The sequence below is a fragment of the Clostridium sp. DMHC 10 genome (assembly GCF_001270375.1).
Classification (GTDB): Bacteria; Bacillota; Clostridia; order Clostridiales; family Clostridiaceae; genus Clostridium_S; species Clostridium_S guangxiense.
The window spans coordinates 1,652,944-1,676,965 of sequence record NZ_LGVB01000015.1 but is presented as its reverse complement, the minus strand read 5'-3'; the positions used below and the strand labels follow the sequence as shown (position 1 = coordinate 1,676,965).

Annotated in this window: 26 protein-coding genes, 1 tRNA gene and 3 pseudogenes; 16 read left to right on the top strand and 14 right to left on the bottom strand. The window is 30.4% G+C overall.

Going from position 1 to position 24,022, the window contains the following annotated elements:
* Nucleotides 1-109 precede the first annotated feature (109 nt).
* The 5 genes from AGR56_RS10135 (at nucleotide 110) to nth (ending at nucleotide 5,089) form a co-directional block, all read left to right on the top strand.
* Nucleotides 110-1,336, top strand: a complete 1,227-nt coding sequence (locus AGR56_RS10135; protein ID WP_053242149.1) for an Nramp family divalent metal transporter — start codon at nucleotides 110-112, stop codon at nucleotides 1,334-1,336.
* Nucleotides 1,337-1,532: 196 nt separating this feature from the next.
* A complete protein-coding gene (gene sleB, locus AGR56_RS10130) occupies nucleotides 1,533-2,201 on the top strand; it encodes a spore cortex-lytic enzyme (RefSeq protein WP_053243311.1) in 669 nt (222 codons plus the stop codon).
* A gap of 350 nt (nucleotides 2,202-2,551) precedes the next feature.
* Nucleotides 2,552-3,136 (top strand): serine O-acetyltransferase EpsC, encoded by a 585-nt coding sequence (epsC, locus tag AGR56_RS10125; RefSeq protein WP_053242148.1) that lies wholly within the window; start codon nucleotides 2,552-2,554, stop codon nucleotides 3,134-3,136.
* A gap of 426 nt (nucleotides 3,137-3,562) precedes the next feature.
* Nucleotides 3,563-4,276, top strand: a complete 714-nt coding sequence (locus tag AGR56_RS10120; RefSeq protein ID WP_053242147.1) for a lysophospholipid acyltransferase family protein — start codon at nucleotides 3,563-3,565, stop codon at nucleotides 4,274-4,276.
* Nucleotides 4,277-4,471: 195 nt separating this feature from the next.
* Nucleotides 4,472-5,089: an endonuclease III gene (nth, locus tag AGR56_RS10115; protein WP_242851557.1), complete on the top strand. Its 618-nt coding sequence runs from the start codon at nucleotides 4,472-4,474 to the stop codon at nucleotides 5,087-5,089.
* 32 nt (nucleotides 5,090-5,121) lie between these two features.
* Here nth and AGR56_RS10110 read toward each other — a convergent pair whose 3' ends face one another.
* Complete coding sequence (locus tag AGR56_RS10110) at nucleotides 5,122-5,517, bottom strand: GNAT family N-acetyltransferase (RefSeq protein ID WP_347460530.1); 396 nt, start codon at nucleotides 5,515-5,517, stop codon at nucleotides 5,122-5,124.
* A 282-nt stretch (nucleotides 5,518-5,799) separates the two neighbouring features.
* On the opposite strand from AGR56_RS10110, the gene AGR56_RS10105 reads away from it, so the two are divergent.
* From AGR56_RS10105 to AGR56_RS10095, 4 genes are read left to right on the top strand one after another with little or no spacing between them, the layout of a single operon-like run.
* On the top strand, nucleotides 5,800-6,444 hold the full coding sequence (locus AGR56_RS10105; protein WP_053242144.1) for a TetR/AcrR family transcriptional regulator: 645 nt from the start codon (nucleotides 5,800-5,802) through the stop codon (nucleotides 6,442-6,444).
* Between the two features lie 6 nt (nucleotides 6,445-6,450).
* Complete coding sequence (locus tag AGR56_RS10100) at nucleotides 6,451-6,852, top strand: FMN-binding protein (protein WP_053242143.1); 402 nt, start codon at nucleotides 6,451-6,453, stop codon at nucleotides 6,850-6,852.
* A complete protein-coding gene (locus AGR56_RS21775) occupies nucleotides 6,849-7,085 on the top strand; it encodes an FAD:protein FMN transferase (RefSeq protein ID WP_242851398.1) in 237 nt (78 codons plus the stop codon). Before AGR56_RS10100 ends, AGR56_RS21775 begins: the two co-directional genes overlap by 4 nt.
* 13 nt (nucleotides 7,086-7,098) lie before the next feature.
* A complete protein-coding gene (locus AGR56_RS10095) occupies nucleotides 7,099-7,821 on the top strand; it encodes an FAD:protein FMN transferase (RefSeq protein ID WP_347460529.1) in 723 nt (240 codons plus the stop codon).
* A gap of 450 nt (nucleotides 7,822-8,271) precedes the next feature.
* Here the strand turns inward: AGR56_RS10095 and AGR56_RS10085 are convergent, their stop codons facing one another.
* A complete protein-coding gene (locus AGR56_RS10085; RefSeq protein ID WP_053242141.1) occupies nucleotides 8,272-9,303 on the bottom strand; it encodes a M42 family metallopeptidase in 1,032 nt (343 codons plus the stop codon).
* 145 nt (nucleotides 9,304-9,448) lie between these two features.
* Here AGR56_RS10085 and AGR56_RS10080 point away from each other — a divergent pair, with 145 nt between their 5' ends.
* The 7 genes from AGR56_RS10080 to AGR56_RS10055 all read left to right on the top strand — a co-directional run bounded on the left by AGR56_RS10080 (nucleotide 9,449) and on the right by AGR56_RS10055 (nucleotide 14,146).
* Nucleotides 9,449-10,087: an AAA family ATPase gene (locus AGR56_RS10080; RefSeq protein ID WP_347460456.1), complete on the top strand. Its 639-nt coding sequence runs from the start codon at nucleotides 9,449-9,451 to the stop codon at nucleotides 10,085-10,087.
* The gene (locus tag AGR56_RS23380; RefSeq protein WP_347460455.1) at nucleotides 10,084-10,386 is read left to right on the top strand and encodes a hypothetical protein; all 303 of its coding nucleotides are present in this window, start codon (nucleotides 10,084-10,086) and stop codon (nucleotides 10,384-10,386) included. Before AGR56_RS10080 ends, AGR56_RS23380 begins: the two co-directional genes overlap by 4 nt.
* Nucleotides 10,386-11,501, top strand: a complete 1,116-nt coding sequence (locus tag AGR56_RS10075; protein ID WP_053242140.1) for a DUF58 domain-containing protein — start codon at nucleotides 10,386-10,388, stop codon at nucleotides 11,499-11,501. Before AGR56_RS23380 ends, AGR56_RS10075 begins: the two co-directional genes overlap by 1 nt.
* 4 nt (nucleotides 11,502-11,505) lie before the next feature.
* Complete coding sequence (locus AGR56_RS10070) at nucleotides 11,506-13,113, top strand: transglutaminase-like domain-containing protein (protein WP_053242139.1); 1,608 nt, start codon at nucleotides 11,506-11,508, stop codon at nucleotides 13,111-13,113.
* Nucleotides 13,007-13,399 carry a transglutaminase-like domain-containing protein gene (locus AGR56_RS10065; protein WP_084756940.1) on the top strand — a complete coding sequence of 131 codons (393 nt, stop codon included), beginning with the start codon at nucleotides 13,007-13,009 and terminating at the stop codon, nucleotides 13,397-13,399. The genes AGR56_RS10070 and AGR56_RS10065 overlap by 107 nt, the downstream gene beginning before the upstream one ends.
* A gap of 116 nt (nucleotides 13,400-13,515) precedes the next feature.
* Complete coding sequence (locus tag AGR56_RS10060; protein WP_157055735.1) at nucleotides 13,516-13,701, top strand: hypothetical protein; 186 nt, start codon at nucleotides 13,516-13,518, stop codon at nucleotides 13,699-13,701.
* 363 nt (nucleotides 13,702-14,064) lie between these two features.
* Nucleotides 14,065-14,146 (top strand) — tRNA-Leu (locus AGR56_RS10055).
* Nucleotides 14,147-14,505: 359 nt separating this feature from the next.
* Here AGR56_RS10055 and AGR56_RS10050 read toward each other — a convergent pair.
* The 12 genes and pseudogenes from AGR56_RS10050 to hisH all read right to left on the bottom strand — a co-directional run bounded on the left by AGR56_RS10050 (nucleotide 14,506) and on the right by hisH (nucleotide 24,008).
* A pseudogene (locus AGR56_RS10050) lies at nucleotides 14,506-15,093 on the bottom strand (manganese efflux pump).
* A gap of 50 nt (nucleotides 15,094-15,143) precedes the next feature.
* Nucleotides 15,144-15,578 carry a PadR family transcriptional regulator gene (locus AGR56_RS10045; protein WP_053242136.1) on the bottom strand — a complete coding sequence of 145 codons (435 nt, stop codon included), beginning with the start codon at nucleotides 15,576-15,578 and terminating at the stop codon, nucleotides 15,144-15,146.
* 19 nt (nucleotides 15,579-15,597) lie between these two features.
* Nucleotides 15,598-16,445, bottom strand: a pseudogene (locus tag AGR56_RS10040) (DegV family protein).
* A 134-nt stretch (nucleotides 16,446-16,579) separates the two neighbouring features.
* Nucleotides 16,580-17,224 (bottom strand): hemolysin III family protein, encoded by a 645-nt coding sequence (locus AGR56_RS10035; protein WP_053242135.1) that lies wholly within the window; start codon nucleotides 17,222-17,224, stop codon nucleotides 16,580-16,582.
* 300 nt (nucleotides 17,225-17,524) lie between these two features.
* Nucleotides 17,525-17,860 carry a single-stranded DNA-binding protein gene (locus AGR56_RS10030; RefSeq protein WP_053242134.1) on the bottom strand — a complete coding sequence of 112 codons (336 nt, stop codon included), beginning with the start codon at nucleotides 17,858-17,860 and terminating at the stop codon, nucleotides 17,525-17,527.
* Between the two features lie 180 nt (nucleotides 17,861-18,040).
* Nucleotides 18,041-20,026 carry a transketolase gene (gene tkt / locus AGR56_RS10025; protein WP_053242133.1) on the bottom strand — a complete coding sequence of 662 codons (1,986 nt, stop codon included), beginning with the start codon at nucleotides 20,024-20,026 and terminating at the stop codon, nucleotides 18,041-18,043.
* A gap of 324 nt (nucleotides 20,027-20,350) precedes the next feature.
* Complete coding sequence (locus AGR56_RS10020; RefSeq protein WP_053242132.1) at nucleotides 20,351-21,145, bottom strand: AEC family transporter; 795 nt, start codon at nucleotides 21,143-21,145, stop codon at nucleotides 20,351-20,353.
* 62 nt (nucleotides 21,146-21,207) lie between these two features.
* On the bottom strand, nucleotides 21,208-21,540 hold the full coding sequence (hisE, locus tag AGR56_RS10015; RefSeq protein ID WP_053242131.1) for a phosphoribosyl-ATP diphosphatase: 333 nt from the start codon (nucleotides 21,538-21,540) through the stop codon (nucleotides 21,208-21,210).
* The gene (hisI, locus tag AGR56_RS10010; RefSeq protein WP_053242130.1) at nucleotides 21,537-21,881 is read right to left on the bottom strand and encodes a phosphoribosyl-AMP cyclohydrolase; all 345 of its coding nucleotides are present in this window, start codon (nucleotides 21,879-21,881) and stop codon (nucleotides 21,537-21,539) included. The genes hisE and hisI overlap by 4 nt, the downstream gene beginning before the upstream one ends.
* A gap of 30 nt (nucleotides 21,882-21,911) precedes the next feature.
* A complete protein-coding gene (gene hisF, locus AGR56_RS10005) occupies nucleotides 21,912-22,673 on the bottom strand; it encodes an imidazole glycerol phosphate synthase subunit HisF (protein WP_053242129.1) in 762 nt (253 codons plus the stop codon).
* 11 nt (nucleotides 22,674-22,684) lie between these two features.
* Nucleotides 22,685-23,400, bottom strand: a pseudogene (gene hisA / locus AGR56_RS10000) (1-(5-phosphoribosyl)-5-[(5-phosphoribosylamino)methylideneamino]imidazole-4-carboxamide isomerase).
* On the bottom strand, nucleotides 23,397-24,008 hold the full coding sequence (gene hisH / locus AGR56_RS09995) for an imidazole glycerol phosphate synthase subunit HisH (RefSeq protein WP_053242128.1): 612 nt from the start codon (nucleotides 24,006-24,008) through the stop codon (nucleotides 23,397-23,399). The pseudogene hisA and the gene hisH overlap by 4 nt, the downstream one beginning before the upstream one ends.
* Between the last annotated feature and the right edge of the window lie 14 nt (nucleotides 24,009-24,022).

The window sequence follows — 24,022 nt, the reverse complement described above, 5'->3', positions numbered from 1 at the left end:
ACATCGATTTAACATTCTACTTTTTACGTATAAGTATTTTGTTTAGTTTTTACAAGATACTTATATGTAAATGAACTGGCAACTGATTTTTAACAAAGGGGTGGAGCGCATGAAAAAGAAATTTGGAAAATTATTTTTAATATTTAGTATAATTGGACCAGGAATAATTACAGCAAATGCAGGAAATGATGCCGGAGGTGTAACGACTTATTCTGTTATTGGAGCACATTACGGTTATTCAATGCTTTGGGGACTATTTGCTATAGGAATTGGTCTTGCGGTTGTGCAGGAAATGAATGCAAGAATGGCTGTAGTTACAGGAAAAGGACTTTCAGATTTAATAAGAGAAAGGTATGGAGTAAGATGGGCTTTTTTTGCAATGTTAGTGCTTATTATTGCAAATCTTGGAGTTTGCATAGGTGATTTTGCTGGTATAGCTGCAAGTCTGGAATTGTTTAAAATAAGCAAATATATTTCAGTTCCTATACTTACTATTATGATATGGGTTGTAATGACAAAGGGTAATTATTCAAAAGCGGAAAAAATATTTTTGCTATTGACATTGACTTTTTTTGCTTATGTTATTACAGCAATTTTAGTTAAACCAGATTGGAATAATGTAGTTTCTAGGATAACCGACCCTAAGGCAAATTTAACAAAGGATTATTGGCTAACTCTCATAGGAATGGTAGGTACAACAATAACCCCATATATGCAGTTTTATCTTCAATCTTCTATTGTGGATAAGGGGATTTCGTTAAAAGAGTACAAATATGAAAAACTCGATGTTTATCTTGGAACAGTGTGGGGAATTTTAACTGCTTTATTTATAACTATATGTACAGCTGAAACCTTGTTTAAAGCACATAAATTGGTGGAAACTGCACAGGATGCGGCTGTTGCACTTAAACCATTAGCAGGTTCATATTCATTTGCGCTTTTTGCAATAGGACTTTTTGGAGCATCATTTTTAGCTTGTTGTATAATTCCGCTTTCAACCTCATATGCTGTATGTGAAGCCTTTGGATTTGAAAGTGGACTTGATAATAAAATTAAAGATGCACCTATATTCTTTGGATTATTTTTGTTTATGTTAATTGTAAGTATGATTGTTGTTCTTGTTCCTGGATTATCACTTGTAGATATAATATTGGTTACACAGCAAATAGCAGGAATATTATGTCCAGTAGTATTGATTTTTATGATTAAGTTAGTAAATGATAAGGAAATAATGGGAAAGTACGTAAACAATAAGTTACAAAATTTTATAGCAAAATTTACTGTTATACTTATAATAGTACTTACTATATTAGCATTTGCAGGTAATTTTATTTAGTTGTAATGAAGGTAGCCTTGTTTTGAATAAGTGTAAAAATAGGTATCTTATTTAAAACAAAGCTAATTATTAAAAAAAATTGAATTAAAATTTCACTTTAGAGCAAAATAACCTTGTAATACAAAATTAATGTTTTGCTGGAGGTGAAATTGTGAAATTTGTGAACTTGATAAAAAAGTATAAATTAAGCATTGTTATGTGTACTGCTATACTTATGACTTATTTTAGTATGTATGTATGGCTTTTACCATATAATAGTGCAGTTAAGGCTGTTACATACAAGTATGGTTCTTCTGGAAGCGTTGTAACTCAAATTCAAACTAGGTTGAAAAGCTGGGGATACTATACTGGCAGCATAGATGGAAGATACGGATATGTTACTTACCGTGCGATTATGAGATTTCAGGCTAATAATGGTCTTACTCCAGACGGAATTGCAGGTAATGGGACTCTTACAGCGCTCGGACTTCCAACAGGCGCAGCAGCTACAGCAACTCAAAGGTATTCTAATAATAGCCAAGATTTAGTACTGCTTTCAAGACTTATTAATGGTGAAGCAAGAGGGGAACCATATACGGGACAGGTAGCAGTTGGAGCTGTTGTTTTAAACAGAACAAGAGATCCAAAATTTCCATCTACTGTTGCAGGAGTTATATATCAGCCAGGTGCATTTACTGCTATTGTTGATGGGCAAATTCATGCTAATATTGAACAAAGCTCAATTAATGCTGCTAGGGATGCGCTAAATGGATGGGATCCTTCTAGCGGAGCAATATATTATTTTAATCCTGCAAAAACAACAAATAAGTGGATATGGTCAAGACCACTTATTAAGGTTATAGGAAAGCATAGATTTTGTAGGTAAGTTTAATTAAAAAATGATGTTGACAAACAAGGAAATTAGTATATAATAATAGTATAATTCTTAGTAAATCACTCGGATATACGTTGATAAAGTAAAGTAATGTAAATGAAGTTTTAAGAGAGAGGACTGTATGCTGGAAGGTTCTTAAATGGAGTTTACATGAAGTGCACTTTGGAGTACTGCATCTGAACAAATTAGTATGATGCAGCGGTTGCAACCGTTAAATTGCCTGACATGATGGTGTTTTTGGAGTGTGAATTTATTCTTAGAGTGGAAAAAACAACAAGGCTTTGTCTCTAATTCGAGGTGAAGCCTTTATTTTTTAATATTAATGGGATGGTGAGTATATATTGTTTAAAGCATTAAGATATGATATAAAAAAAGTAATGGAAAATGATCCTGCGGCTAGAAATTCCTTGGAGATATTTTTATTATACCCATGTATACATGCACTTATCTGGTACAGAGTTGCCCACTACTTTTACAATCATAAGATGTTTTTTATTGCAAGACTTATTTCTCAAACAAGTAGATTTTTTACAGGAATAGAGATTCATCCTGGTGCTAAGATTGGAAAAGGACTTTTTATAGATCATGGAATGGGCGTTGTAATAGGAGAGACAGCAGAGGTTGGCGATAATGTTGTTATGTATCATGGCTCAACTTTAGGGGGGACTGGTAAAGATAAAGGAAAGAGACATCCAACTATTGGAAATAATGTAATGATAGGTAGTGGAGCAAAAGTATTAGGACCTATTAATGTTGGAGACGGTTCTAAAATAGGAGCAAATGCAGTTGTGCTAAAAGATGTCCCTGCAAATGTAACTGCAGTTGGTGTTCCAGCAAAAGTGGTGGTGCCCAAAAGCAAAAAGCAAGAAGAAAAAGTAGTTAAAAAAGAAAATATAATAAGCATAAATCAATTCTATGGAGAGTAATCATATACGAGGTTTGGGCGGAGCCCATTATCCTTCTAGAACTTAAAAAATTGCTTTCTTAGCAACAAAGAAAACTTGAAGTTAGATGAAATATGATTACGAGGTTTGGGCGGAGCCCATTATCCTTCTAGAACTTAAAAAAGTTGCTTTCTTAGCGACAAAGAAAACTTGAAGTTTAGATGAAATATGATTACGAGGTTTGGGCGGAGCCCATTATCCTTCTAGAACTTAAAAAGTTGCTTTCTTAGCAATAAAGAAAACTTAAAGTGCCTAGAGATTAAAAGCGCGAGATTTTGGATTTGTCTAAATCTCGCTTATTTTATTGCCTATAAATAATAAACAATTAGACTTTTGGGGGGTTTTCAACTATAATAAAATTATATTTAGCATATTTTAAATTATAAAGTTTTGAAAGGTGGAATTGATGTGCTTTCTCCTAAACTAGCTAGAATAATAGAAATACTTCCAGTATCTTTTGCCGGTTATATAGGCAAAAAGATTTTGAACTCATATTTAAATAAATATGCAAATATAAGTGTTCAGGGTATAGATGAATTAAAAAATGTACAAAAGCCAATAATATTTATATGTAATCATTTAAGCAATTCTGATGGACTTGTATTAAATAAAATTTTAAATGTATCAAATGATTTTGATGTAACTTTTGTTGCAGGAGTTAAACTTAAACATGATGCTATTACTCAATTGGGTACATACTGCGTTAAAACTACACCTATTAGACCTAATACTGCTGATAAAGAGGGATTATCAAAAATAATCAAAATTTTGAAAAGTAATAGCAATATATTGATTTTCCCAGAAGGAACTAGAAGCAGAAATGGAGCAATGATAGAAGCAACAAAAGGGCTTGCGTTAATTGCAAAATTGAGTAAAGCCATAATAGTACCAATAGGTATAAGTGGAAGTGAAAATCTTCTGCCAATAAATAAAAATGGCGATATGTATAAGGAGGATTTCACATATGCTGATGTACAAGTTACATTTGGAAAAGCTTTTTACTTAGATAAAAAAGGTAAAGACGAAAACAGAAAAGATTATGAAAAAAGAGTTGTAGATGAGGCGATGTACAAAATCGCTGAACTATTGCCTGAGAAATACAGAGGAGTTTATAGCAAGTAAACATACGCGGGGTTTGGGCGTGAGCCCATTATCCTTCTAGAACTATAAATAACTACACTGTAGTTAATGCACTAGGTTTAAAATTTGCAGTAATAATGTACGCGGGGTTTGGGCGTGAGCCCATTATCCTTCTAGAACTATAAAGATTTCATGTAGTTATATTATATAAGGTGGTGTAAGAGTGCTAAAAAAGATATAAAAAAAGTTGTAGATATACTTGAAGAAACATATCCAGACGCTGAATGTGCACTGCATTTTAATAGTCCTTATGAACTTCTTATATCAACCATATTAAGTGCACAATGTACAGATGAAAGAGTTAATATTGTAACAAAAGAGCTATTTAAAGAATATAATACGCCCCAAAAGATGATAACATTAGATGAAGCACAACTTCAAAATATAATAAAAACTTGTGGACTTTATAAAAATAAAAGTAAAAATATACTTGAAGCCTCTAGGAGCATTGTAGAAAAGTTTGACGATGTAGTGCCAAAAACTTTAGAGGAATTAACAAGTCTTTCAGGAGTTGGAAGAAAAACAGCTAATGTTGTTATGGCAAATGCTTTTGGAAAACCAGCATTTGCAGTAGATACCCATGTTTTTAGGGTATCTAATAGGATTGGAATAGCTAAAGGAAAAAACGTTCATGAAGTTGAAAACAAGCTTATGGAAAATATAGATGAAGATCATTGGATTAAAATGCACCATTGTATAATATGGCATGGAAGAAAAATTTGTAAGGCAAGAAATCCTAAATGCAGTGAGTGTCCAGTAAATGTGGTATGTGAATTTTTTAAAGAGCAGTATTGATATGAGGCTGTCACACTAAATATATTAAATCATTATTTAGTGTGACAGTCCCATTTCATTAAATAATAAGGTTCTTTTTCAGTAACTTCCTCCTCGATTGTAAAGCCTTGAGATAAATAAAAATTCAAAGCATTTTCATTTACCTTTACGCATTTCAATGTTAAGGGTAATCCAACTACTTTTACAGCTTCACTTATCAATGCTTTTCCTATCCCACACCTTTGAAAATTTGACGAAACAAATAAATTGTGAATAAATTTATCCTCTTCCCAAATTGAAATAAATCCTGCAATCTCATTGTTTATTTTTGCTGTTAATATTAACTCTCCTTTTGTACTACTATCAAAATCGTCTAAATTTATACTATCAGGTTCCATCCAATTGAAATTTTCTTGTCTTGAGTTGAAAAAAAATTTTTCGCAGTTCATCATATTCATTTTTTTGAGCTTTTTGTATGTAAATGCAATTTTTATTCATTATATTTTCCCCTTTCTTGATATGAATAATATATAATTGTTCATTCATTTAATTATATATCATATAATTTTAATTATAAATATTTTACATTATATATAGTGCTCATTTAAGCCTAAATTTAAAATATGAAAAATATGTTAATTAACAATTTTTTATATTGACTTTATAAGTTTTTATAAAGTATACTGAGAGTATAGTTTATAAACTTGGAGTATATTAATGCGGAGGGAATTATGCAAATAAATAATCGTAAAGTTAGAGAAAGACTAAATAAAAAATCAGAAATATTAGATGCAGCAGAAAGGATATTTTTTAAAAAAGGGTTTGAAAATTCAACTATGGATGATATTGCACTGGCAGCTGAATTTACTAAAAAAACAGTATATTCATATTTTAAAAGTAAGGAGGATATATATTATGAAATAATGCTTAGAGGATATAAAATACTTAATTGTATGAGTAAAACAATGCTAGAGGAAGGAAAGGATGATAGTGAGATTACTAATATAAAAACTTTAGGGAAAGCTTTCATTAAATTTAGCGTTGAGTACAAGGGATATTTTAAAGCTATCGTGGATTATGAAAATAAATATTATACCAGTAATGTAAGTGATGAATTATACAAGGAATGTGATAAAGAAGGAGAATATACATTCAATATTCTAAAGGAAAGTATAGAAAATGGCATAAAAAGTGGTGAGATAACAGAAAAATTTTCTTCTTTAGATATTTCGCTTACACTTTGGTCGTGCATCTTAGGTTTTGCTAATCTTATAGATAAAAAAGAAGAATATATAAATAAAGTATATGACAGAACATCACTAGAGGTGCTTGAAAATGGATTCGAAATAATTTTAAATTCAATACGAAAGGACTGATTTTACATGATGAAAAAAGTTTTTATAATATCAATATGCGTTTTAATTGTAGTTTGTATTGGTTTTGGTGTAAAGTATCTTGTTTCTGTAAATGAGTATAAAAAAGAAGTTAAAAACATTAATATTAAGAATGTGGATTTAGAAAAAGTTAAAGATGGTAAGTATACAGGTTCTTGTGATGTCGGCTATATAAAAGCGGTAGTTAAGGTACAGGTTAAAGACAATAAAATTATGTCTATAAAACTTCTTGAACATAAAAACGAAAGAGGTAAAAAAGCTGAAACTATTTTAGGAAAAGTTATAAAAGCTCAAAGCGTTAAAGTAGATACTGTAACTGGTGCAACAAATAGCAGCAAGGTTATTTTGAGAGCTATTGAAAGTGCATTACAAAACGGTGAAAAGGCATGAGCAGTGAATACCTTGAAAGTGAAATTTTTTGCATGGGAACAAATATAATTCAGAGAGTGTATGGATTTAATGCAAGGAAAACTATAAAGGAAGTTGAAAATGAAATGAAAAGACTTGAAGCTTTAATGAACTTTTATAAAGATTCAAGTGAAATTGGAATACTTAATAGCTATGGATTCGAAAAAGAGGTTAAGCTTAGTAGAGATGTTTTTTATATAATAAAAAAAAGCTAAATATTTTTCTGAAATAAGTCAGGGGGCCTTTGACATATCATTAGCACCTGTCATAGAACTATGGGGTGTTTTTACAAAACATGAGAGAGTACCACTTGAAAAAGAAATAAAAGAAAAAATATCTCTTGTAAGTTATAATAATTTAATTTTAAATGAGGGTGAAAATACAGTTAAGTTTTCTAAAGAAAATATGAAGATAGATTTGGGTGGAATAGCTAAAGGTTATGCTGCAGATAGAGCAACCCAAATATATAAACAAAATAATGTTAATGCTGCTTTCATAAATTTGGGTGGAAATGTTATGGTTTTTGGAGAAAAGCCTGATAACAGTGATTGGAGTGTTGGGGTACAAGAACCTTTTAAAAGTAGAGGAGAAATAATTGGTGTTGTTAATATAACAAATGAGTCCGTGGTTACGTCTGGAAATTATGTTAGGTATTTTGAGGACAAAGGTGTAAAATATCATCATATAATCGATCCAAGAACAGGATATCCAGTAGATTCTAATTTGATGAGCGTTACTGTCATTTCACAGAATTCTATGGAAGGAGATGCACTATCTACAGCTGCATTTGTGCTTGGCGATAAAGAAGGAATGCAGCTTATAAAAAATTATGGTGTAAAGGCTATATTCATAACAAAAGATAAAAAGGTGAAAATAACAAGCAATATGAGGCAAGACTTTTATTTAATAGAAGATAATGGTTTTGAGTATTGCAGTGAGGTGGGCTTATGAATATCAATCATTTATTAGGCATAATTGCTTTAATATTTGTGATTTTAAGTATAAGTTATTTTGTACTTAAAAGAATGAAAATAAAATTTCTTGAATTTCATTGCTATTTTGCTTTAATTGGAACTGTGTTTGCAGTTATTCATTCTTACAGTAGTTTGTTTGTATTGGAGTTCACCTTTGGTAAAGCTGCTTTGTTCATTTTTATTTGTCTAGATATTTCAGGATTAATGATGCGATATTTGAAAGGGATAAACAAAAAATATTTAAGATATACACACATAGCACTTTCAATATTTTTTGTTCTTATGATAATATTTCATATAATTTACTATACTTTTTTAAATTAAGAAACTTATAAGAGCAGTGCACAATTCACAGTTCACTGTGAACTGTGCATTGTGAATTGTGCACTGATTTAGTTTGCAATCTTTTTTGGATGTAACGGTTCAATTAGTTTTGCTCACAATATTTAATGAGTAAATCTAAAGTTGCTTCCATTCCTTCCATGTGAGTTCTTTCATAGCCATGAGAAGCAAAAACACCAGTTCCAATGAGCGCGGTTTTTATATCCCATCCTGCGCGGAGAGCTGCAGAGGCATCAGAACCATAATGAGGGTAAGTATCTATTTTATAAGATATATTGTTTTTACGGCAAAGTTCAGTAAGTTTTTTTCTAAAAGAATAGTCATAAGGTCCGGAGGAGTCCTTAGCGCATATGCACACACTGTATTCAGAAGAATTTTGCCCAGTTCCAGGAGCTCCCATATCAACTGAAAGGAATTCCTTTGTATTAGGGGGTATATAGGCTGCACCATGGCCTACTTCTTCATAATTGCTGAAGTAAAAACTAGTAGTATAAGGTAAATTTATATTATTTTCTTTTATGTATTTTATGGCATATAATAATATTGCTGCGCTTGCTTTATCATCAAGATGTCTGCTTTTTACAAATCCATTTTCAGTAAAACGTGTTCTTGAATCAAAGCATATAAAATCTCCAACATCAATTCCTAAGTTTTCAACATCTTCTTTTGATGAGACTTTTTCATCTATAACGACTTCCATATTCTTAGGTTCTCTTTTTAAGGTTCTGGCATCATCATAAATGTGAACTGATGGTTCTATTGTTTGAATTGTTCCTGAATAACTTTTACCATTAATAGTCTCTATAGTGCAATTTTCACCTTCAATAGAATTCATCATATATCCACCAAGGGGAGTAATAGCCAAAGTTCCTTTTTCTTTTATTTCTTTTACCATAGCTCCAAGAGTATCAATATGTGCTGAAATAGTTCTTTGATATTCATCATTTTCACCTGGCAGTGTTACTATTAACGCACCCTTGTTTGTAGTTTCAAAACTTATGTCTAAAATATGCAATTCTTCACTTACATAATCGATTAAATTTTCGGTATATCCAGTTGGACTTGCAATTTCAAGTATATTTTTAAGGTAGTATTTTAACTTTTCAAGATTATACACTTCTATCAGCTCCTTATAGATATTTTAACATAATATAAAAATAAAATTCAAACTAAATACGTATTTACTAGCTTGTTTTTATGTTATAATTTTAAAATAAAGCTATGATTTAAATAAATAGACTATTAAGATTAAAGGTGTTTTTATGAATAATGAATTAATAAATGAAATTATAGAAAATTGCAAAAAAGCAGTAGTAGGAAAGGATACTGAAATAAGAAATATTCTCATGGGCATAATTGCAGGTGGAAATGTTTTAATAGAGGATGTACCTGGAGTAGGAAAAACAACTATTGTAAAGGCAATCGTAAAATCCTTTGACTTAACTTATAAAAGAATACAATTTACACCTGATATAATGCCATCAGATGTTACAGGAGTTTCAATTTATAATCAGAAAAGTATGGAGTTTGAATTTAAAAAAGGACCTGTATTTTGCAATATACTCTTAGCAGATGAGATAAATAGAACGTCACCTAAAACCCAATCATCCTTACTTCAGGCCATGGATGAGGGACAAGTTTCTGATGGTAATACAACTTATGATATAGAAGAACCATTTTGTGTACTAGCTACTGAAAATCCAATAGAGCAAGAGGGAACCTTTGAACTTCCTGAGGCTCAATTAGATAGATTTATAATAAAAGTGAATATAGGATATCCAGTAAAAGAACATGAAATGAAAATACTAAAGTTATATAAAGAAAGCAAGCCAATAGAAGAACTTAGACCAATGGCGTCAAAAAATGACATAATCTATCTTCAAGAGATAGTGAAAAGGTGAATATAAGAGATGAACTTATATCTTATATATTAGATATAGTCGATAAAACAAGGAATGATGATAATATAAGCTTAGGTGTAAGTACAAGAGGGGCTCTGGCTATTTTGAGAATTGCACAAGCTTCGGCTTTTATGGATGGAAGAGATTATGTTATACCAGAAGATATAAGGAAAAATATTTATATGGTGCTTTGTCATAGAATAAAATTATCCTATAATGCTAATATTAATAATTTAACTTCTAGAGAAATTATAGATAATATAGTAGCTTCAACATATGTTCCAAGGATTTTAAAGTGATGAAAGTAAATAAATTATTTGTGATTTTTACCATAATCATTGCTTTCTTATTTTTTATAGAGGGAGAAGTTATTTTTAATTTAGCATTTTACTGTGTAATTTTATGTTGGATTATAAGTTTAATTTCATTAATTATTTCGTATTTTGGAATAAGTATAGAAATAGAATTTAATCAAAGGAAGTATAATACTGTCGATAATTATGATTTTAATTTAAAGTTAAAAAATAAGCTGTATTCTTTTATTCCATTTGCAGTTGTAAATTATATAAGTGGTAATAAATTAGTAACTAAAATGCTTTATATGAATCTTCATAAGGAAGAGAAAATTAAAAGTGAAATTATGTTTCAGTATAGAGGAATTTATGATTTTAATGATTTTAAATTAGAAATAAAAGATATAATGTTTATATTTACGAAATATAAGTATTTAAAAAATAAGCCTAAAATAAGGGTTTATCCTAAAGTGTGGAGCATAAAACAAGATGAAATAAATAAGTTAAATTATATATTTAAAACCGTAATAGGTAAAAATTTAATCGAAAATGACTATTTAAATGTCAAAGATATAAGAAAATATAAATATAATGACAGTTATAAGAGGATACATTGGAAAGCTACGTCAAAGACGGGGCAGTTGTATGTGAAAAATTACGAAAACTTTGACAATGGGAAGATAAAAGTTTTTATAGATATGAATGAATACATTATGAAGCTTGGAAAGAGCGTTGAGGAAAAATATATAGAATACTCAGTATCTATGCTGAGTTATATTATGGACAAGCACAGCAAATTTGAAATTCATTTTATTAACGATAATGAAAAGACTATTTTTTCTAATGGAAAATCTGAATTTGGTCAAGTTATGGAATATTTGATTTACAATAAGTGTACAGGAAAGAAAAATGTGATTGACAGCATACTAAACCCTAAGAACGCAGCTGAAAAAGACTGTATGTGTATTATTGTATTTAAAATAGATGAAAGCTTAAGAGAGAAAATTGTTTTATTAGAAAAGAGTAGGATAAAATATATAGTGTTTTATTTTGAAGATAAATATTTAAGCACAATTAAAATTCAATGTTTTTCAATGTCAAAAATGATGGGGAACGGGTGAAAATGTGAAGGCAGTTCAAATATTTATATCATATATTAACTTAATATTTATATTTTTAATAATAAGCCTTTGTTTAAAAATAGGTAATACAAATGAATATGTGCTTTATTTTTCAGTGCTGTTTGGCGTAGGAATGCTAGCATATACTGGACTCAAACAAGTTTTCCTAAAAAAGGGATTATTTTTAACTATAGGTTTGTTTATATGCTTTATTGTTATACTATTAATGGAAATGGATTCTTTTATTGGTGAAAATACATTTAATAAATTGTTTGTTGGAATTCCTAATGAATTTGTGTATTTATACTCTAATTTTGAAAGCATAAGTGTAAATTTAATACTTCCATATATGATTATATTAATTCCAATTATAGCAATTATATATACTCATAATGCGCTTAAAGTGAGAAATTTTATAGGCGTAATTATAAATATTATTTTAATGATAGTGCTTTGGTTTTGGCATTATGAAAGCATTTTAACAAAATATTCTTATATATATTGCTGCATTGGAGTTTTTTCTTTTATGTTTGACGGATATTATAGGGTTTTAACAAAATATAAAGGAAATTTAAATAAAAGAGTAAGAAGTTTTGCAGCTTTTTTTATTGTTAGCTTATTTATTACAGGGATTATTTATGCGTCAATAACAAATGTATCTGACGATCATTCAGGCGTATATTCAGATTTGATATATACTAGGGTAAATGGATTTGATGATGGTAGATTTACTAGTTCGTCGGATAAAAATCATAAATTTCAAGGCATAGACAGCATTACTGAAGTAAGCAAAGAAAAAATAGGCGGCAGCCTTAATGTTGATAATACTCCTCAATTTGAGGTTAAAGCAAAGAGACCTGTTTATTTAGAGGCTTCAATAAAAAATAAGTATGATGACGATAGTAATACATGGGATAATGATTATGAAAAGCTGATTAAAATACCCAAGAAAGCATTTATATATGATGATAAATATGTGAAAAACAATAAGTATTATCCTGAAAAAAAATTATATTCCACTTTAAAAAACTTGAAGGTAAATAAGTTCAATATTGAAATAGGATATGACAAGAACATGTTATTTCATCCATATCTAACCTATTCTGTAAACAACATAAATACGTTTTTAAGCCCACAAAATTCTATTTTTAAAGAAGATGATATAGCGACTTATAATATATCTTACTATGATTATGGAGAGGATATGACGTTGGACAAGGCTTATAATGAAGGAATAGGCGAAGACAAAATCTTTAAAGATGATAATGGAAATACCACTTTTACTGACAAGGAGTATAAGGAATATAAAAAATATAATGAAAAATTTATTAGTGGATACAGCAATGTTGATGACAGAATAGTGAAGCTTGTAAAAAAAATAGTCAAAGGAGCCAAATCTGATACAGAAAAAGCTTACAGAATAGAGCAATATTTAAAAAAGAATTATACGTATTCTCTTGAGGTTAAAAATATAGATAGGAACTTATTGTATAATTTTTTGTTTAATGAAAAAAAAGGGGTATTGTGTGTACTTTGCTACCGCCATGACCGTTATGTGCAAAATTGCCAATGTACCAGCAAGATACGTAGAAGGCGTAAAAATGATAAATAGAAAAAACTCTGATGGAAACTATGTTGTTACAAATGCAGATGCGCATGCTTGGACAGAAGTGTTAATTAATTCGAGCCTTAATATGTGGTACATTGCAGATGCTACTCCATCAGCGGCACAATATATTTACGAGAATAGTGAAAATAATAAAATTACACATAATTCAGGTAGCGAAAAAACGAGGCAAAGCTCAAGTATACAAAATCAGCAAAGTGTAAAAAGCATTGTAAAAAAGGATGATAATAAGCAGAAGGGAAAGAGTACAAACGTCAAAAAAACACTTTAATTAAGAAAAAAGTAAATTATAAATTTCATCTATTGGTTATTTGTATTTTTGTAATATTTCTGCTCAGAGCTTTATATAAGATAATTATTATAAGACGAGCTTTAAATTATAAAGGTGTGCTCAAACTTTATAATTATTGTCAAAGGAGACTTGAGAGTGTTGGTATATATAAACCACTTAATGTAGGCGAAATTGAATTTTCGGAAGCTATAAAGGATAATGAAATTAGTAATATTATTAGATATATTGCAGATCGGGTTTATAGTGAATATTATGGAAATGGAGGGGAAGGTAAGTTTTGATAAAAAGAGTTTTTATAATAAATTTGAGGAGTTAATGAGAAAAAGACAGGGGAGAGTAAAATATTATTTCTTCAAATATTTGTGGTAACTTATTCAGAGTACAGAGTACAACAAAGGTGGATTTACCTTTTGTTTCACTTAGGTAAATCTTAGGACTTAATAGTGCCAGCTGCGCTGAGCACTATTGTTTACGCCATGCGTTAGCATTAAGTTCAAGATTTTTAGCAGGGATAGCGGAGAAAAATTATACTTAACTGTACTCTGAGTAAACTTCCAGTTTGCTAGAATGAATTTGGTATTAGCCATTTCAATCTTTCTGGTTGTATATTTATTACCAAGGTGGTATAATATTTTTTGTATCTTGCGGATATGGCGGAACGGCAGACGCGCTAGATTCAGGTTCTAGTGAGAAATCGTGCAGGTTCAAATCCTGTTATCCGCACCACCGAGAGACCGCCGATTTTGAATCGTCGGTCTTTTATTGTGTAACGAAGGAAACCACTTGCTAAGCAAGTGGAAGAAAAAAGGCTTATGCCGTTGAGCAGAAAAAACTCCTATGTTAAAATAGAATGCAGGTCTAGCCAACCGCAAATATGAAAACATAGGAGGATGTCTAATGAAAGAAACACAAATAGTTTATCTCATACAACAGTAACAGTATCTTGGAATATTAAATAAAATTTTATAAATCTTAGAGTCTAAATCGTAAAAGGCTTAGAACTTTTCAATCTGTCTGAGCCAAAGGCGAGTTATTGAAAGTTCTTAGAATTTTAGGATTTAGACTCTTAGATTTATTAATTTTATTTAATATTCCAAGATACTGTTACTTCGCAATTTTTTTAAAAAAAACATCATCTTTATGCCAAACAATACTAAAATTACTCCCCCTATGTAATCAGCATATCTCTTTATAAGCTCTATCTTTCTTAAGAAATTTTGCAACAAAAAAAGCTAGATTAGATAAAACAAAGGTCATAATTCCTATAAATATTGATTGGGTTATAACTATATAATTGCTATTAATATTATTAAATATTGTAAATCCCACTACTGCAGCATCTATACTAACAGATATACCTAAAATAATATACATCTTAAAACTCAAGAGAATATTTTCGGTTTTTTTTCAAACCCATCCTTTATCATAAGCACTCCTACAATAGATATTACAGTGCCTCCTATAATTTGAGGAATAGTTATTATATACGTATTAAATACAAAGCCAGCATATGCCCCTATAAAGGTTAATAAAGCCTGGAAAGTACCAAAAGAAAGTGCAAAAAATATTTTATTTTTTTTCTTTACAGCCTCATTAAATCCAATACTTAATGCTACACCAAATGCATCTAGTGAAAGAGCTACTGCTATTATAAACAGTAAATATATACTCATTAAAATCCTCCTAATTTAAGTACTATAAACCATTTTATACCTAGATAATATCACTCTTCATCATATAAATCCTTATAAACAATCCTAAAGACCTCTAGTGCTTCCTTCATTTTATCCTTTAAAAGCAATTTTTTATTTTCAAGCTCCATCAAACCTTCATTTGTAATTGTATAAACCTTTTGTATTTTCTTATTTCCTTCATTCCATCTACCGATTATCAATTGATTTTTTTCCATTTTTTTTAATATAGGATATATTCCACCAGTACTTGGAATCCAAAGTCCATTAGTTTTCTGACCTATTTTATGTGCTATATCATTACCATTAGTAGCACCCAAGCTTAATATATAAAGTACATAAAGTGGTAACAGCCCTTTTGTAAATACTTGCCCAACCGCTTTGCCTTCTTTTTCAACTTTTTTAAGCTCCGCCAATTTTCGCTTATACTCTTCATATAAACGCTTTTCTTCTTCTTTTATATCCATATTAACGATTCACCAGTTTCTAATTTTGTTCTAATACTACAAGGCCTAAAGCCCCCGGTCCACTATGAACACCTATAACAGGAGTAACACAACCACAAAAATGTGCAGATACCACATTAGGAAGCACTTTAGCTTTTTCAAATAAGTCACGAGCTTCCAGCTCTGCATCTCCATGGGCAATATAAACACTGCATTTACATTTACTTGTTATATCTTTTGCTATTTCAAGTAATCTATTAATAGATTGTTTTCTTCCTCTAACTTTATCATATGGATAATAGGTTCCTTCTTCATTTACTGCTATTATTGGTTTTATATTTAAAAATTGTCCTATTGTTCCTGACAATTTTCCTATTCTACCTCCCTTTTTCAAATACTCCAATGTACTAACAACGAAAAACATGTGTATTCTTTTTTTTATAAAAGGAATTTCTTTAACAATTTCATCAAAGCTTTTTCCACTTTGTATTAACTTAGCGCATTCTAGGGCTAGAACACCTTCCCCTATTGTTACAGACTTTGAATCATATATATATGACTTAATGTTTTTGTGATTTTCTGCTGTTAACTTAAGTCCATTAAATATTCCTGATAATCCAGTTGAAAGAGTAATTGCTATAGCATGAGTATAGCCTTCCCTTTCAAGTTTATTATACAATTCCTCATATCCTGAAGTGCCGGCATTGATGATGTTGGTATTTCAAACTTGAAATTTTTATAAACCTCTTCTGATGTTATATCTACCTTATCTTTATATTCTCTATCACTATAAATAATTCTAAAAGATAAAACATTAATTCCATATTTATTAATTATCTCCTCTGATAAATCTGAAGTAGTATCTGTTATCAAAGCTATTTTTTCCATTTTATAATTCCTCCTGATTTTAACCAATAATATGTATTTAGAACTTTAACGTAAAATGCTCCTAACTAATTATATCACTACTGATATGATTATCAATAGTGATACATATCAGTATTGATAATGTTATTTGCCGATTACCTAATCAAGTAAAGTAATATACAAAAGAAATGGCATGCGCTACCGCTTATAACAAATAGATGCCATATTGCATGATTATATGGTATCTTATCAAATAGAAACAATACAGCTCCTAATGTATATATTATTCCACCAGCAACAAGCAATATTACCCCATTTAATGGTATAACTGAGATCAACGTTTTTATATAAAATACTATCATCCAGCCCATTACCACATAAAGAAGCGTAGACATTTTTTCAAATTTTCCGCAAAAGAACACCTTTGTTACTATACCAATTAAAGTAGCTCCCCATACAACTCCAAAAATAACCCATCCACCATGTTTTCTAAGCACAGTAAGCGCAAAAGGAGTATATGTTCCCGCTATTAGTATATATATTGAAGCGTGATCAAATATTCTAAATACTTTTTTAGCACCCTTAGCACAAATACTATGGTATAGAGTAGAAAATAAATACAAAAGCACAAGGCATACGCCATATATTGTATAACTAACTACATACCATGCGTCTCCATACTTAGCTGCAAAAACAATCAGCAAAACAAGAGCTGCTATAGCAAGTAACGTTCCAATTCCATGCGTTATTGCATTTGCAATTTCCTCCCCTTTACTATAAAAGCTTTTATTATCTTCCAAATTACTCACCTCTCTTAAAATATATATTACTCTTTAAAATTTACATGCACAATATATAATTCTTTTTATTTTCCCCCTGTAAACTATTCCAGTTACAGCAACTATAAATAATAAAAGTGTTATAATTATTAATAAAAACCGCTTTTTATGCATCCAATACACCGCCTGTTTTAAATATCATGCGTTAAATTATAACACTTTATTCTTTTATTTATAGTTTTTCAAAACTTTCTTATAAACTTTTTACAACCTTGCATTATATATTTCATTTAACTCATAAAAGATATTTACTGTAAACTATTATGAAATTGCCTCTTTTTTGCGTTCTAAAAATTGAACTTCTTCTCCCACAACTTCTGCTGCAAACCTTTTATTGTTATCCTTATCAGTATAACTTCTAATTTGAAGTCTTCCAATTACACTTATAAGACTTCCCTTTTGCATATACTTACCTACATTTTCTGCTATTTTTCCCCATACAACTACTGGTATAAAATCTGCTTCAAATATTCCTTCGCTATTTTTTACTCTTCTATTTACTGCTATAGTAAAATTACACCTAGTTTTATCTATTTCTTCAATATGTTTGATTTCAGGTTCTCTAGTCATTCTACCTATTAAAAGTATTTTATTCATGATATTGCTCTCCTTATTAATTTATTTATATGATATTATATCCAACTATGTAATATATAAACAATATCAAGTATAATATTTTGTCACATTAAAAAAATTTTATAAATCTAAAATGCATTTTAAAAATGTGAAAAACAAAAGCAGTATGCATAAACGCACACCGCTTTTTATATTTCTTAGCTATTTATTCTTTACAATTTCCTTGCACATTTTTATAACATTTTCCACTGTAAAACCAAATTTTTCAAATAAAATTCCAGCAGGTGCAGAAGCTCCAAAATGATCTATAGCAAGCACCTTACCATCAAGTCCTACATATTTATGCCATCCAAAAGAAGCCGCAGCCTCTACAGCAAATCTTGCTCTAACTTCTTTAGGCATAACCTTTTCTTTATATTCTTCATCCTGTGCATCGAATAATTCAAAGGAAGGTACACTTATAACTCTTGCATCTATACCATCTTTTAATAGTTCATCCTTTGCCTTATATATTAATTCAACTTCAGAACCTGATGCCATAAGAAGCATATCTGGTTTATCTTTCTTTGAATCCTTAAGTATATAAGCTCCTCTTTTTAAATCCTTTGGCGTTTCTTTGTATAAAGGCAGCTTTTGTCTTGTAAGCACCAATGCTGTTGGTCCATCGCTTTCAGTAAGTGCATATTTCCAAGCTGCTGCTGTTTCTATCGCATCTGATGGTCTTAAAACAGTTAAATCTGGTATACTTCTAAGTCCAGCTAAATGTTCAATTGGTTCATGAGTTGGACCATCTTCACCGACCCCTATACTGTCATGCGTAAGTACATAAACTACAGGAAGATGCATAAGTGCTGACATCCTCATAGCACCCTTCATATAATCACTAAATACGAAGAAAGTTGAAACAAATACTTTTAATCCACCATGTGCAGCAATTCCATTTCCAATAGCAGCCATAGCATGCTCTCTAACTCCAAAATGAAGGTTTGCTCCTCCTCTATTTTCTTTTGAGAAGTCACCTCTATCCTTCATATAAGTCTTATTAGAAGGCGCTAAATCTGCTGATCCACCAATAAGATTAGGAATAATCTTTGTAAGCGCATTTATTACATTTCCTGATGCATCTCTTGTTGCCGTAGGTTTTTCTACATTCCACAATTCTTCTAATTTATCTAAATCAAATGTTACCTTTCCACTCATCCATTCGTCAAATTCCTTTGATAATTCTGGGTAGCTTTCAGCGTAATTTTTTCTAAGTTCATTCCATTTATTTTCATTTTCTTTAAGTTCATTTTTTACCTTAAGCATGTGTTCTTTTACTTCTTCTGGAACATAAAAATCTTCTGCATAATTCCATCCTAAGTTTTTCTTTAATTCTTTAATTCCTTCTTCTCCAAGTGGTGAACCATGAACTCCTGCTGTTCCTTGCTTTGAAGCTCCAAAACCAATTACAGTTTTTGATATTATAAGAGATGGTCTCTCATTTTGACTTTTAGCTTTATCTATAGCATTTACTATAGCTTTCATATTTGTTCCATCTTCAACTTCTATTACATTCCAATCATAAGCTTTAAATCTAGCACCAACATTTTCTCTAAATGCTATTTCAGTATTTCCTTCTATAGATATGTTATTGCAATCGTATATGACTACTAGTTTTGAAAGGCCAAGAGTACCTGCTAATGATGCTGCTTCAGAAGAAATTCCTTCCATCATGCATCCATCTCCTGCAAGCACGTAAGTATAATGATCAACAATATTTATGTCAGGTTTATTAAATTTCTCTGCTAAATAAGCTTCTGCAATTGCCATACCAACTCCATTAGCAACTCCCTGACCAAGTGGTCCTGTACTTATTTCAACTCCTGGTGTAACTCCGTACTCTGGATGTCCTGGAGTTAAGCTCTCCCATTGTCTAAAATTCTTTATATCGTCTATTGAAACCTCATATCCAAATAAATGTAAAAGTGAATAGAGTAACATAGATGCATGACCTGCTGACAAAACAAATCTATCCCTATCTATCCATTTAGGATTAAAAGGATTATGTTTTAATTTTTTTGACCATAAAGCATATGCTGCTGGTGCTGCTCCAAGAGGAGTTCCTGGATGACCAGAATTTGCTTTTTGAATAGCCTCTGCCGATAAAACTCTTACGGTATTTACTGTTAATTCATCAATATTCATATTTGCTCTCACCTTTCAACTTTTATTAGAGATATAGATAAACCGCTTCAACTATTGAAATTTATGTGCACCAAAATGCCCAGAAGACGGCATTTTGTTACAAATAAATTTCAAGTTTCAAGGTGGTTTATCTTTAATTATCCTTAAATCAACTAAAATTATAACAAACTTTTTTAAATTTATCTATAAATTAACTATGTTTTAGCTAAAATTATAGCAACATAAATATAATTGGTATCGTAAATACAGATAATATTGTGCTTAAAAAGGCACATTTTGATGCAATTTTTTTTTGTCTCCACCATAATTTTTCTGCAAAAACTCCTACAATAGTACCAGATGCATAGCCGTTAAAATTACACATATATCTAAAACAGTTTTTTGAACTCCTAATACATTTAAAAATAAAAATACAATTACAGGTGCAATAATAAGCTTTATGAGGTTGACGTAATAAACACTAATACCGGAGAAAATTTCTTTAAATTTTACGTCTGCAAGCATTGCCCCTATTACAAACATAGAAAGAGGTGTAGTCATATTCCCAATGCTTTCTGCTGTTTTAATAACTGGGCTTGGAAGTTTCAAGGAAAAGAAAAACATTATAAGTCCAATAAACATAGCAATCATTGGAGGCGTTAAAAAAACCTTCTTAAATATATTTTCATCATTCTTATCAGTAAAAAGAAGTGTACCATAAGACCACAAAAAAATATTGAAGGGTATTGTATATATCGATGTGTAAAAAACTCCCACCTTGCCATACAAGCCTGCAACTATAGGATATCCTATGAAGCCACAATTTGAAAATATGGTTGCAAATTTCATAACTTTCTTTTTATCCTGTGGAAATTTAAAATAAGTAACCTTACTTAAAATTATAAGAAAAATATGTATAGATAATGAGTATAGAAAAATCATAATACCCTTTTGAAACATACTTTTTGAGAAACTAAAATTAAATGAATTAATAATTAAAAAGGGCATTGTCACATTTACAAGTATATATGATAATCCCTTATTAACCTGATCAGTTATAGCATTTAATTTTCTTAAAATCACTCCAACTACCATCATCAAAATTAAAATTTCAACTTGATTAAAAATGCTGTTGTTCAAAATTATGCCTCCTCTTTAAGTTTAAATAAAAACAATCACATTTATAATTTTACAACAACAGCCTATATTTTTTCAACAGGTTTTCTTTCCGCTTTCTTATTCCCAATCTTTTTGCTTCTTTTGTTTAATTCTTCTGATATATCTTCAAGCTTAATATTTTTCTCCACAAGAAGTACCATAAGGTGATATATTACATCACAAACTTCTCCTACAAATTCATCTTTGTTTTCATTTTTAGCAGCTATTATAACTTCTGTACTTTCTTCTCCTACTTTTTTAAGTATTTTATCTATACCTTTATTAAAAAGATAATTTGTGTATGATCCTTCCATTGGATTTTCTTTTCTATCTTTTATAACAGCATATAATTCATTTAAAACTTTTTTATCAATCATTTTTCCCTCTCCTTACACTCAAGTTTTCTATAAAAACAGCTTCTATTTCCAGTATGACACGCTGCACCAACTTGCTTTACCTTTAACAAAATGGTGTCCCCATCACAATCAACGCTTATTTCTTTAACATATTGAAAATGTCCAGAAGTTTCTCCTTTATTCCAGTATGATTTTCTTGATCTACTCCAAAACCATGAAGTTCCCGTTTCTATGGTTTTTTCAAAAGCTTTTTTATCCATATATGCAAGCATAAGCACTTCTCCGGTTTGAAAATCTTGAACAACTGCTGGCACAAGTCCTTTTGAAAAATTTACTATATCAATTACCTCCTTAGCTTTCAAATTATATCCTCCTTTATTTTAGGTTTTGTTTTAAATTCTAACTTCTACTCCGCTTCCTTTTAAATACTCTTTAACCTCTTTTATAGTAAGTTCTCTATAATGAAAAAGTGAAGCTGCAAGAGCTGCATCTGCAGAGCTTTTCTCAAATATCTCCTTAAAATCTTCAAGTTTACCACAACCTCCAGATGCTATTACAGGTATTCTTACACTTTTGCATATAGTATCTGTAAACTCAACATCATACCCATTTCTTGTACCATCGGCATCCATACTTGTTAAAAGTATTTCTCCTGCTCCAAGTTTTTCGCATTTTAATGCCCATTCAACCGCATCAAGCCCTGTATCTATTCTTCCTCCATTTATAAATACATTCCAACCTGAATTGTCGGGTCTTTTTTTCCCATCTATAGCAACCACAACACACTGACTTCCAAACTTTTCTGCTGCCTCTGTTATAAGCTCTGGTCTTCTTATAGCTGCTGAATTTACAGATATTTTATCCGCTCCAGCTCTTAAAATATTTTTAAAATCCTCAAGGCTTCTTATTCCACCTCCAACCGTAAGAGGAATAAAAACTCTCTCCGCTGTTTTCCTCACAACATCTATCATAGTTTTTCTGCCTTCATTAGTGGCACTTATATCTAAAAAAACTATCTCATCTGCCCCTTCTTTGTTGTAAAAATCAGCTATAGCGACAGGGTCTCCAACTTCTTTTAAATTTACAAAATTAATTCCTTTAACCACTTTTCCCATATCTACATCAAGACATGGTACTATTCGTTTTGTAAGCACTTTAATCCCTCCTACTCTCTGCTCTTTTTTATCGCTTCCTTCAAATCAACGTTTCCACTGTATATTGCCTTTCCAACTATCGTTCCATAAAGGTTCATATCATTTAACTTTAAAATATCATCTATAGACTTTATTCCACCTGATGCTGTAATATTGCACTTTACATTTTTCTAAGTTCTCTTAACATATTAAAATTTGGTCCTTCTAGAGTTCCATCCTTGCTTATATCTGTAAGTATTATATTTTTTACTCCTATGTATTCCATAAATTTAGCAAAATCTATATAATTTGATTTACTAACATCAAGCCATCCATTGACTGCAACAAACCCATCTTTGGCATCTATTCCTACTGCTATTTTATCATCATACTTTCTAACAGCCTCTTTTACAAATACTTTATCATTAAGTGCTGCTGTTCCAAGAATAACCCTTTTAACCCCTATTTCAATAAGTTTATCAACAGTTTCTATATTTCTTATTCCACCACCCAGTTCTATTGGTATATTTACACTTTCAACTATGTTTTTTATAGTCTCTATATTTATAACCTCACCCTTAAGTGCTCCATCAAGATCAACAACATGTATATATTCTGCTCCATCTTCTTCAAAAGACTTAGCTGTTTCTACAGGGCTTTCAGCTACTATTTCAGATTTTTCAAATATTCCTTTATAGAGTCTTACACATTTTCCATCTCTTATATCAATTGCAGGTAAAATTATCATTTTATCAGCTCCCAAAAGTTTTTAAGCATTTTTATCCCAACTTCTCCACTCTTTTCTGGGTGAAATTGAAGTCCAAATATATTTCCTCTACTTACAACAGCGGGTACTTTAACTCCATAATTGCAATACGCATTCAAATTTTCTTCATTTTTTAACTCTGCATAATATGAATGTACAAAATACACATATTCACCTTCTTTTGTATCTTTTAATACAGTACAAGGCTTTGAAATATTAATATTATTCCAACCTATTTGAGGTATTTTTAAATCCACTTCAAATTTTTTTACTCTTCCATCTATAAGTCCAAGTCCCTCTGTAAGCCTCACTTCTTCGCTTTCATTAAATAATAACTGCATTCCAAGACAAATTCCCATAAGTGGCTTTCCTTTTTTAGCTTCATTTACAATTATCTTATCAAGATTTAATCTACTTAAATTTTCCATAGCATCAGGAAAGGCTCCTACACCTGGAAGTATTATTGCATCGCTGCTCTCTATCTCCTGTATTTTAGAAGTTATTAAAGGTTTAACCCCTATAAATTCGAAAGCTTTTTGTACACTTCTTAAATTTCCCATTCCATAATCAATAATAGCTATTCTTTTCATATCATAATCACCTC